The sequence below is a fragment of the Ensifer sp. 22460 genome (assembly GCF_052044935.1).
Taxonomy (GTDB): domain Bacteria; phylum Pseudomonadota; class Alphaproteobacteria; order Rhizobiales; family Rhizobiaceae; genus Ensifer.
This window is the reverse complement of record NZ_JBQENZ010000045.1, coordinates 21695-31936: the sequence shown is the minus strand read 5'-3', so window position 1 is coordinate 31936 and position 10242 is coordinate 21695. Positions and strand designations below refer to the sequence as shown.

At 58.3% G+C, this 10242-nt stretch carries 12 protein-coding genes and 2 pseudogenes; 8 read left to right on the top strand and 6 right to left on the bottom strand.

Translation table 11 applies throughout. The features are described from left to right. Positions 1 to 476: 476 nt before the first annotated feature. Both ACTJKM_RS34170 and ACTJKM_RS34165 read right to left on the bottom strand, forming a co-directional pair. Positions 477 to 854 carry a hypothetical protein gene (locus ACTJKM_RS34170; protein WP_156436781.1) on the bottom strand — a complete coding sequence of 126 codons (378 nt, stop codon included), beginning with the start codon at positions 852 to 854 and terminating at the stop codon, positions 477 to 479. Positions 855 to 943: 89 nt separating this feature from the next. Beyond that, entirely contained in the window at positions 944 to 1333 is a 390-nt protein-coding gene (locus tag ACTJKM_RS34165) for a hypothetical protein (protein WP_063893304.1), read from the bottom strand. Positions 1334 to 2168: 835 nt separating this feature from the next. On the opposite strand from ACTJKM_RS34165, the gene ACTJKM_RS34160 reads away from it, so the two are divergent. The 7 genes and pseudogenes from ACTJKM_RS34160 to ACTJKM_RS34130 all read left to right on the top strand — a co-directional run bounded on the left by ACTJKM_RS34160 (position 2169) and on the right by ACTJKM_RS34130 (position 5807). After that, on the top strand, positions 2169 to 3062 hold the full coding sequence (locus tag ACTJKM_RS34160) for an SDR family oxidoreductase (protein WP_058329296.1): 894 nt from the start codon (positions 2169 to 2171) through the stop codon (positions 3060 to 3062). 54 nt (positions 3063 to 3116) lie between these two features. Next, a pseudogene (gene ligD / locus ACTJKM_RS34155) lies at positions 3117 to 3383 on the top strand (non-homologous end-joining DNA ligase LigD); the annotation flags it as partial. Between the two features lie 6 nt (positions 3384 to 3389). After that, a complete protein-coding gene (locus ACTJKM_RS34150) occupies positions 3390 to 4286 on the top strand; it encodes a hypothetical protein (RefSeq protein WP_058329295.1) in 897 nt (298 codons plus the stop codon). After that, entirely contained in the window at positions 4279 to 4782 is a 504-nt protein-coding gene (locus ACTJKM_RS34145) for a DUF4334 domain-containing protein (RefSeq protein ID WP_245296260.1), read from the top strand. The genes ACTJKM_RS34150 and ACTJKM_RS34145 overlap by 8 nt, the downstream gene beginning before the upstream one ends. Positions 4783 to 4861: 79 nt before the next feature. Then, positions 4862 to 5062: a hypothetical protein gene (locus tag ACTJKM_RS34140; RefSeq protein ID WP_058329294.1), complete on the top strand. Its 201-nt coding sequence runs from the start codon at positions 4862 to 4864 to the stop codon at positions 5060 to 5062. 142 nt (positions 5063 to 5204) lie between these two features. Continuing rightward, positions 5205 to 5318, top strand: a pseudogene (locus ACTJKM_RS34135) (alpha/beta fold hydrolase); the annotation flags it as partial. Positions 5319 to 5543: 225 nt separating this feature from the next. Further along, a complete protein-coding gene (locus tag ACTJKM_RS34130; protein WP_058329293.1) occupies positions 5544 to 5807 on the top strand; it encodes a hypothetical protein in 264 nt (87 codons plus the stop codon). A gap of 140 nt (positions 5808 to 5947) precedes the next feature. Here the strand turns inward: ACTJKM_RS34130 and ACTJKM_RS34125 are convergent, their stop codons facing one another. The 4 genes from ACTJKM_RS34125 to ACTJKM_RS34110 form a co-directional block, all read right to left on the bottom strand. Further along, positions 5948 to 6541, bottom strand: coding sequence for a general stress protein (locus ACTJKM_RS34125; RefSeq protein WP_058329292.1), 594 nt, complete (start codon positions 6539 to 6541; stop codon positions 5948 to 5950). A 21-nt stretch (positions 6542 to 6562) separates the two neighbouring features. Then, entirely contained in the window at positions 6563 to 6883 is a 321-nt protein-coding gene (locus ACTJKM_RS34120) for a PepSY domain-containing protein (protein ID WP_058329291.1), read from the bottom strand. 203 nt (positions 6884 to 7086) lie between these two features. Further along, positions 7087 to 7374 (bottom strand): PRC-barrel domain-containing protein, encoded by a 288-nt coding sequence (locus ACTJKM_RS34115; RefSeq protein WP_058329290.1) that lies wholly within the window; start codon positions 7372 to 7374, stop codon positions 7087 to 7089. A 166-nt stretch (positions 7375 to 7540) separates the two neighbouring features. After that, the gene (locus tag ACTJKM_RS34110; protein WP_058329289.1) at positions 7541 to 8761 is read right to left on the bottom strand and encodes an NAD(P)/FAD-dependent oxidoreductase; all 1221 of its coding nucleotides are present in this window, start codon (positions 8759 to 8761) and stop codon (positions 7541 to 7543) included. Positions 8762 to 9053: 292 nt separating this feature from the next. Here ACTJKM_RS34110 and ACTJKM_RS34105 point away from each other — a divergent pair, with 292 nt between their 5' ends. Continuing rightward, a complete protein-coding gene (locus tag ACTJKM_RS34105; protein WP_058329299.1) occupies positions 9054 to 10136 on the top strand; it encodes a zinc-binding metallopeptidase family protein in 1083 nt (360 codons plus the stop codon). Positions 10137 to 10242: the final 106 nt, after the last annotated feature.

Sequence of the window (10242 nt, the reverse complement as noted above, 5' to 3'; positions counted from 1 at the left end):
CTCAGCCGTCTACGACGCAGCCTTCAACGACGACGCCTGCTCAATAGAGCTTTCTAGGGTCGCGACCACCCTGCGCCCGGACAGCGGTCCCTGGGTGGTCGCGCTTACCCAGTCTGGACGACCCATCTGAAGAGCGCCTCGCCGGGGTACCTTGGAAGAATGATTGAAGTCGCAAGGCGCGGAGAAGCGGATATCGCGATGTTGGGCTCGAAAATCGCACAATGCATCCAATGACGCAGACTGCTGCTTCCGATCACGATGGTCCGGGCAACTCGCGGGGACCAGGCGCAACCTGATCACAAGACGCGTCGGTCCCCGCTACGTCCTCACAGAAATGCTAATCGAATGTTTCGAGGAGGTGCCGGCCCCTGTGAACGTCGGTCGCTAAGTGCTGCAGGCCGAGAGGATAGCGCCACTGCGGTTTAAGCAAGCACGAAGCTTCGCCTCCCGATCCCAGAACCGCTTTGAAGCCGCCTCTACGAAATGGGCTCGAGCGGCACCACACCTGCGTCGCTCACAATCCCGGCCTCCGTGTGTCCGATCGCCTCCAGATGGCTGAACGCGTCCATACCCCAGTGGATAGCCGCAGCCTCGTTGACGAGGATGTCGGCGCCATCCTTGAGAGGGGAGCCGGCGAGTTGGCCGTCGGCTTTCACCGCCTTGCCGTCGGATAGCTTTACGTTGCCGATCTTCGAGGCGACGACAAACGGCACACCTCCGGCCTTTGGTGATTGCGTCTTTCGGCTTTTTTGAGCGCAGCCGCGTCCAACTGAGGATTGTATCTTTTCCGCAACGTGTTGATGGTTTTCGCCGCTGTGACCACGTTCGGTGTCAAATGTCGTCTTGTCGGCCACTTCTAGATCCTTTTCTTACGCGCCGCCAAGAACCTGACGGGAGCACTGCCGAAAGGCGGCAGCGAATGGTTTCGCGCACGCCAAATGGATTATTTGTGCGTGTCGGGAGACTCCGCCCGGCCTGTGGAGATGGAGCTGCCAGCGGCGGAAGGTGGATCGCTGGCGGGGAAGGAGCTCTTCAAACCTTCGTCGAGTTGCTCCTCCAACGTACCGGTGTCCTTGGCGCTACGGGCACTACGCAGTGATTCAACGGCCGGAGAACCTGTAGCATCACGTGTGTTGGCGCTAACGGTCTCGACCTCTCCGAACGTGGCCACTTGCACCATCAGGGCCTTCGCTTTTGCCACCGCGGCATCCACGCCGAGATCGTCAGGGCAGCTTTCCAGACGAATAGAAATCACGTCGCCACCTTCCGCGATCCATTCGACTGTCATGATGCCACCGGGGTCAGTTAAGACCTGCTGCCCGATAATGTTCATTTTAGCTGCCTCCATTGACGATCCATACAGAACCCGCCCGAGTAACGGTTGTTCCAAGACATGACCGGACGGAAAGAGGATGGCCTCGCGAAGGAGACCATCCTTTTTGCTTAAATGGGGCTAACGGTGCTTCTTTTGCTGAGCCTCAACCTTCTTGGGTGGTCACGACTTCGGAAGAAATCCGCCATTTCTTACAAGCGCGGGGTTGGCTGGTCGTCACCCTGCAATAGGAACAGCGCTAGCGCTGATATGAGCATTTCTACCACCAGCGGATTACTTCGGAGACGTCGGTCCAAAAGATACTTGGCAACCTATCCCGATAGTGCCCGCGAAGCGTAGAATCTCCTTGCGCAGGCACGGCTCCGCGACGCCCGGCCTCCCGATATTCGAACCAGACAAGTCGGCGCTCGCCTTTCTCGGGAAAATTTCTCCGCAGGCGAGCAACGTTCGTCGCATAAATATGAACCTTGCAGGAAATCTTCAGGCCAATGTCTAACTTCTTCCTGCAGACGTAGTGGCCAAGTGGAGTCCCCTGACATCTTCCTTTGACGCCGGCCCGCAACTCGCGATGAGAAGTATTTTCAGGGAATGCCCAATCCGGGCCCGGTAGAACACGGCCGCTACTGCAATCTCGGCGGACGGCGAAGCATTAACTGCACGTCGGCAAGAACCCTGTGCAGGAATTACATGGAACGTGTCTCCATTGGCACGTATCGGAGCTCAGCAGGACTAAAAGGATCGGTGGAGCCCGTCGTTAGGTTCCGCCGAATTGTTGCACCGGAACCTGAAACGAATCGACGAGTTTAACGGATAATCGTCAAATGAGGATTTTCCAATGACCGATCGTCTGACTATGCAGGACCCCCGAACGCAATATCCCTCACCACCCTTCGACCCTCAGCCGCAAGCCATGCCAGGTCTCGTTGGCAGGATGCGCCCCAAGCCCGATCATGGCGAAAAAACCTACAAAGGGGCAGGTCGGCTGAAAGGGCGCAAGGCCCTCATCACGGGGGGAGATTCCGGTATTGGACGGGCCGCAGCGATTGCGTTTGCGCGGGAGGGTGCGGACGTCGCCATATGTTTCCTGCCGGAGGAGGAACCGGACGCGAAAGAGGTTGTCGCGTTGATCGAGGCCGAGGGTAGGAAGGCCCTAGCCTTGCCAGGCGACGTGAAGGATGAAGACTGGTGCCGCGAGTTGGTGTCGCGAACACTGCGTGAACTTGGCGGGATTGACATCTTGGTGATCAATGCGGCTCGCCAACAGTTTCGCAAGGATGTGTCGCTTGTGACGTCGGAGGATTTTGATGCCACGTTGAAGACCAACCTTTACGCTTTGCACTGGATTGCTCAGGCCGCCGAGCCTCATTTGCCCCCCGGAGCTTCGGTCATCACAACTGCGTCCATTCAAGCATATCAACCCTCTCCAATTCTGCTTGACTACGCCACAACCAAAGCTGGCATTGTCGCTTATACCAAGGCGCTTGCAAAGCAACTCATCAAAAAAGGTGTTCGGGCCAACGTCGTTGCCCCGGGCCCATTCTGGACGGTTTTACAGCCGAGCGGCGGTCAGCCTGACGAGAAGGTGAAGAATTTCGGGAAGGATAGCGATTTCGGCCGGCCCGGCCAGCCAGTTGAGTTAGCTCCCATCTACGTATTCCTCGCCTCTCAGGAAGCAAGTTTCGTCAATGGCGAAGTTTACGGCGCGACAGGCGGCAAAGGCGTTGACTGATGCAGAGACCACTTTCGGCGCGGCCAGCTTTCGAACAGACAATCCGGACCTGCGGGAGGGCGAATTTTGCTCGACTATCTGCGCAATGATCTAATGGCTACGGCAGTCGCCCCACTATCACCGCGAGCCCGACCCGGTGCGACGGTATCGATGCCTCTCACATGGACGCAGGTGAGGTCCGATCTCGACCCGAAGCGTTTCACCTTGCGCTCGCTGCCGGCGCTGCTTGCGAAGACCGTCGCATGTAAAGACTACTGCGACCGCGAACGGTCCCTCGAGCAGGCTATAAAGCGGCTTGCAAGGGCCAAGCCGGCAGCGTGATCTGTCATGAACAAGAAAGACGATGCCAAGCCGTCAGAAGGCGCCCGGATAGGCGCAACCACCGACCTGCCGCACGATCGCATAACCATCGAACGGTTTCGCGAGGCGTTTCCGCGGGCGCGGTGGAGCGACCGACTGAATGCCTGGTTTGTGCCAGGCCGCACGGCTGAGCGACGGATCGATCGCTGGCGTGCGGAGATGGAGGCGCAGCAAGACATTTTCGCCGACGAGAAGGGCAGGGACGCGTTCGTATTCGAGCCAATCGAAAGCCGATATCTTAACGCAGGCGCCACGGCATTGGAGATCCGCACACCTTACTCACGGTCTATCGTCAACGAGATCCGCGAGATACCTTATGCGCGATGGGATGCGGATCGCCGCCTTTGGACCGTACCCTATCGTTCGCTCTTTGAACTGCGTCAACGCTGGGCGGACATTGAAGCCGAGGCCGAGCGCAGCGAACCTGAAGCAAGGAAAGCGCGTCGAGACGCGTTGAAAGGTACGGAAGAGGAAGAGGACTCGAAGGCAAGGGCGAGGGAAAGGCGTCGCAAGCGCTACCCGATATCCTTGGGTCACAGCCCGCCCTTTGAGCGCGCGATCGCCACGCATGTTGGGGTGGTCTTCTTCACCGGGACCAACGGTGAGCTTGCGGATCCCGGAACCGTCAGCGATTTCTATTTTCCGGCCGGGGATGACGATTTGTTTGTCTGGGCTACGTGGCGGCGGGGGTCACTGGAGGAGCTTGTAAGAACCTGGCCCGAAAGAATGCCACCCACATCAGCCGACCTTAAGCGCGGGTGGTGGTTTCCGACGCTTGATGAGTTGCGACAGGCACGCCGCGAAGCCCGATCAAAGACGAAAGCCAGGCGGCGCAATAGCGAGAAGAGCCAATCCGGTGGATGACCAGCAACGGGCAGTGGAGCGATTTCGCCAGCTGTCACCTCTCGAACCATATGAACTCGAGGGCCTCTGGATGGGCCGGGGAATACCGACTGGTCATCCCTTCGACGGCGTGCTGGAGAACCTTGGCTGGTTCGGCAAACGGTTTAATTCAGATCTGCGGGCAGACGCATTGCTCTTTCGCGCAGGAGGTCGAAGGCTCCGGGCCATCGATCCGAAATGGGTACCGCTGAACCTTGCGCTTCGCTTTCATAAGTTCGGAAGAACGCGGCTTGCCCGCACGCTTTTTTCTTGGGTCCAGCGCGGCTTTCAAGCCAAAGGCCCTGTCGCATCGCTCGAAACGCTCACCTTTGAGGGTGCGGCAAGTGCGGCCCTGATCTATGACGATCAGCCGATCATCGACCATTTTCGCAGGATCGATCAAAACGCAATCATGGGACTGATGGCCATACGAAATGACGATCGCCTTTTTGCCTTTGAGCTGCAGCGAATGACCTGAAAGGTCCTCGGTTCGGGGCCTGTGGCGAAGCGAGCAAGCGCAGCGTGGAACCGCTTGGAGTTCCGGTCGTTGTAGCTTCATGACCGGCAAACTCGAAACCCATGAGCGGAAGCTGGTTGCAATTCTGCGCGCTTCCGCCAGTTTGCATTTTGCTGACGCCGACAAGGCAGACGCCGAAGTCGAGCGGGTGCTGCGCTTAGCAATCAGAGAAGCCGAAGCTGGGCGCTCCCGACTTGATAAGAAACGGTGGCTTCTCCGCATGATGCACATGCCATCGTGAGCTGAATTAACGATCAGGTCGCTCCTGCGTTCGGCATCTTCCTGGGCAGTCGAATAGCAAATTCGTAAGGAACGGGAGCCATTTCATTCGCGCGCGCCTTCCCCAGGAAACGTTTCGAGCGGTCGCAAGCCGCGTAAGCGGTCAGCCGGATGCCGAACTCCACCTGCTACAGGGCGGGCATTGGCTGCTCGAAACCCACCTCGACGAGGTCGCCGCGTTGGTTGGAGGCTTCCTCGCGCGCTTTCACTCGGCGTAAGGTTGTCCATCGAAATTCCTCAAGTTGGTGTCCAGAGGTGTAGGAAGCGAAACGATGCAACGCGGTCTCGGTTCCCCAAACCTTGCATCGCCTGGCTACCTGTACGGATCGGGAGCAAGCCTTCCGGGCCTGGTTGGTGCCAGGGTTGAGGAATTGTGAGTGGAACAAAGGTCAGCTCAGTCTGTTCGGCGCCTACAGCGACACGAATGCCAGAGGAGAAGGCTGATGACCAAGGCTGAAACGACCCAGGATCATGACGAAATTCGACATTGGGCAGAGGCACGCAACGGGCGGCCAACCCGAGTGAAGGGCGCCGGTGAAGGTGGGATTTTACGGATTGATTTTGGCGAACAGGATGACCAACTGGAGCCGATTTCATGGGAGGAGTTTTTCAGGATATTCGACCACAACCGATTGTTTTTTTTGCACCAGGACAAAGTCGCCGACGGCAGCTTGAGCCGGTTTAACAAGTTTGTTGATCGCGCCTAGGTCAGATAAGAGCCGGCCTTTTGAACCGGGACCGGCTGTGCAGGCTTCCGCGCCCACCAATAAAAAAATCGGCCCCGAGCGGGGCCGAAGTCGAGTTTAAGGGCTGGGTAATAAACGCTTTTGTAGCCTCCCGGTTCCAGTCAAAACCTGTAGCGGAGACGCTCTTTCTCGATCTCCTCGGGAGTGTAGGGATCGAGGTTTTCGTCGAAGCGTGTCCAGCCCTGCTCGTGGTAAGCCGCGCGGCGTTGGTCAGGATCTACCCAGCTGCCCCGGCGTAGGATGGCCTGGGCGTCCGCGTATAGGCTCTCGTCAACCCGGGCGGTGACAACAGCTCCGCCGCGGCGCACGCCCTCGGCATAGACATGGGCATGTTCCTCTGGGACGCCGGATTCGGTCATCGCGCCGATCAGTCCGCCCGCAGCGCCGCCGGCGACTGCGCCAGCTGCTGCACCTGCTGCCGTTGCGGCAAGCCAGCCCGCCGCCACCACAGGACCGACGCCTGGAATGGCCATTACGCCAAGCCCGGTCAAGAGGCCCCCGATACCACCAACTGCAGCACCTAGACCTGCGCCTGTGCCTGCGCCCTCGGCAGCATTGCTATCTTTGGAGTACCAGTCACCGACATTGTTGGAAACGATACTGATATCGTCAGACGGCACGCCGCGATCCTCAAGCGCGCTCACTGCCGCGCGGGCATCGGAATAATCGTCAAAAAGTCCACTAACCGTTTTCATTGGGGTTCCTCGCTGCTGGGATTAGTTGGCGACCACGTTGCCCTGGTAGTCGACTGCGATCTGGACAGACTTTCCGTCCTTCATGGCGCTGCCTCGCCAGACGCCCTCGCTGTCGAGTTTGAGGCCGGCAACGTCGGTGTAACCGGCGTCAACGATGCGTTTCTTGGCCTGTTCTTCGGTAAAGCTGTTTGCCCCGGCGACCGGGGCGGTGGGATTGGTGGAGTCCGGCGTCGCGACGGCCGGCGTGTCACCGTTCGTAGTGGCCGGAGGCGTAGAAGTCTGCGCGAGCGCGCCAAAGGTCGATACGCCGAGGAATACCGCGGCGAGCAGCAGTTTTTTCATGATGTCTACATCCTTGTTTTCAGCCCGTGGAAGGCACTACCCTCAAACTTTGCTCGAGTTGTTTGGTTCCCGAGTTTTTTACCGTTCACGCAGGGGTTTCGACTTTTCGAAAAATACGTGCCGGCCTCCTAGGGGTGGACGCGATGTTCATGTTCCACCCCATCGCCACATTCCATGATGCGGCTCTAGCGGCTGTGCTCCGGTCATGAGTCCAGGTGCTCTGGCATTTCCTTGAGCTGATCCTTCGTCCAGGTGGTGATAGCATGAACGTCGCCGTCATCGTCGCGCATGAAGTCGAGATCCGCCAACGGCACGGCGACCGGTTTTGCGCCAATCCCGAGGAAGCCGCCAACATCAATGATCGCAGTGCTGCCGTGAAGGTGATCAACCGTTCCGACCTTGTCATCGTCTGCGCCGTAAACGGTCGCGCCTCCGAGGTTTGCCGGTATCAGTTCCGAAGGATCAAGGCGCACGTGATTGGTATGGTCCATCTGTTTGGTCTCCGGTTAAGTCCGAATGAAAGAACCGGCTCAGCGGTAAACAGTTCCATTGATGAAGCAGGTATCTGTCGGCCGGCCTCACAGAGGTCTCCTCTGCTGCGATCGCTCACAAGGCGATTACGGAGGTGACCCAAGTCCAAGACGAAGTCGCGCGATCTCAGCGAAACGCGAATATTTCGCTATCCGGATCCTCGTGCCCCAATATTGCTGACGACACGATCTCCGCGGCGATCTGGCTGTAGGTGATGCCGTTTCCGCCATATCCCATCACAGCATGAACGTTGTTGAGCCCTGGAACCCGACCGATGATCGGAAGCCCGTCGGCGGTCACGCCGAAGGCCGCTGCCCATTGGTAGGCTGGCTCGGCGATCGGTATTTTCAGGAGCGCCGACAACTTCGCCCGCAAGGTCTCGGATTTGGACTTGAGTTTGAGGGGGTCCTGAAATGCTGTGGGGCTTTCTTCGTCCTCACCTCCGACGATGAGCCGGCCATCCGCAGTCGAGCGGAAATAGAGGTAGGGATCAGATCCCTCCCATAGCACATAGTCCTTGAGCCAACGCGGCCTCGGATGATGTGACCTGGTTGCGAGCGCCCAGGTGGAGAAGATCCGATGCTCTTGGTTGGCCACGACATCGAGGAACTCGTAGCCGGTGCAAAAGACGACATGCCTGGCCTGTATGATTTCTCCTTTTGATGTTGCGGCGGCGTTCCAGTCATCAAGGCTGCGAATGTCGGTGATCTCAGTGTCTCCCACGATCGCTACACCGTCTGCCTGCGCCTTGCGCCATAGGCCGGCGGTTAATTGTGCGGGATTTGCGGACGCGGAGACGGCGGACACGATCGCAGCGGTCCGCTCCAGTCCAAACCTTTCGCGCAGTTGCGCGGCATTGAAAAACGTTGCTGAAATGCCAGCCTTTTTGCGTGCCTCAACCTCTGTGCCGAGCGCTCTTGCGCCATAGGCATTTCCAGCGAGATAGAGCGAATTCTTCCGCTCGAGATGGCAGTCGATCCCAAGATTGTCGACAAGCGAGGTCAGCGTTTCCACGGCCTTGGCGGAGCGTTGCCAAGCGCGCTGGGCTTTATCTTGCCCAAGCTTCGCCGTGAGCCTATGCAGCGGCACATCGATCTCATGCTGGATCATCGCGGTGCTGGCCAGAGTGCTGCCTTGCACCGGTTGCCGTCGATCGACAACGAGGATTGTCATGTTTCGTTTGGCAAGGGACAGGGCCATCAGCGCCCCTCCAATGCCGGCGCCAACAATCAGCACGTCGACGACGTTGGCAGGGATGCGCTGTTGAGCCGCGACCTGGAGCTTCCGCGTGCTTGCCCACAATGGCTGGAAGGACCGCAGGTTGCGCTTGCGCGTAATTGTCTCCAACTCGTGGCTCTCCTATGTGCATTTTACTTCGGGCAACAAGCGGCCATGATCAGCCATGAACTCTCCCCCATGCCGCGTCAGGTAGCGGAGACATGAAAAGGACATGGGCGGGGTGGTCGACTAGTCAAGGTGCTCAGTGCGGGCCGAACCCGGCAGAGCTCCGAATGAGGCACCCCACCCTAAGCCTTTGCAAATCGGGTGAGGCGCACGGGAAAAATCTCATGAGTTGCCTCGTCGGATCTCGTTTCTCGCGCGTTAAGCGATGCGGGCGACGTTGCAAGAGGTGTTTGGCATGCGGCTCTACCAATGCGATATCAGCGGGTTTCCGCTCTATTTCGACAATCATTTCAGCGTCGGGGCCAACAATGCGCCGGTCGGGTTTGTTGCAGACACATTGACGCTGCACACTCTCTTGGAAGCACGCGAGGGTTTGTGGAGCATTCCCTCACGGCCTGGCGAAACCTGGCGGTTCTGTGCCAACGCAGCCATAGACGGGAGTAACTGGTTGGTTGCGGCCGACGATCCAATTCCTCTGGCAATTCCTGCACGTTACAATCGGCTCATCCCCAACACCAATACCCCGGAGGGCCTCGCAAGGTTTCATAGAATAGGCGCGGCCCAGCGCCATCTGTTCTATTCCATTCTTCGCTTTGGCCTTCCGTGTCCCGGAAGAGACGTCGACCCGGAGGGCGGTCTGGTCTTCGACTTTCTGGAAGATGCGATCAATGAAGGCGGCGGTGTCAGCCCTGCGATGACCGGGCACCGGAGCGGTCTGATCAGTCTTCGAGCTGCCGAGGCCGATGACATCGTTCGCGAGACCGTTCGTGTTTCGATGGGAGAGCCCTACCGAACCCTGCTTGGACACTTTCGCCACGAGATCGGCCACTTTTATTTTCAGCAATTGATGCGAAAGGGCGCTTTGCTTGAAGAGGCACGTGCTCTCTTTGGTGACGAGCGCGAAGACTACGCAGCAGCGCTCCAAAAAAGCTACGACAACGGGCCAGTTGCGGACTGGCAGGATACCTTCATTTCCGCTTACGCAAGCAGCCACCCGTCTGAAGATTTTGCCGAATGCTGGGCCCACCTGTTTCACATTGTCGATACGCTGGAGACGACAAGATCATTCGGGCTATCCATAGAGCCGTTAAGTCACCACGCCCTTGAGGTCGAGGTCGATTTCGACCCTTATCGGGCGGAGAATGCTCAGCAACTGATGGACGCCTGGGTTCCGATCAGCCTGGCCCTTAACTCCTTCCAGCGATCCATGGGCGAACGGGACATTTATCCGTTCGTTCTTTCGCCGCCGGTCATAGCCAAACTCGATTTTATCAATCGGCTGATTGCGGACGCGCGGCTTCAAACAGGTCGCCTTTAACCCGGATGCAAGTGGCGACGGGATCGGGATTTTTCTTGTCTGCGTCACCATCCCGATACCTGATCTGCAGCGCGCGGACTTTGATCAGCAGGAGGCCAGGTGTATC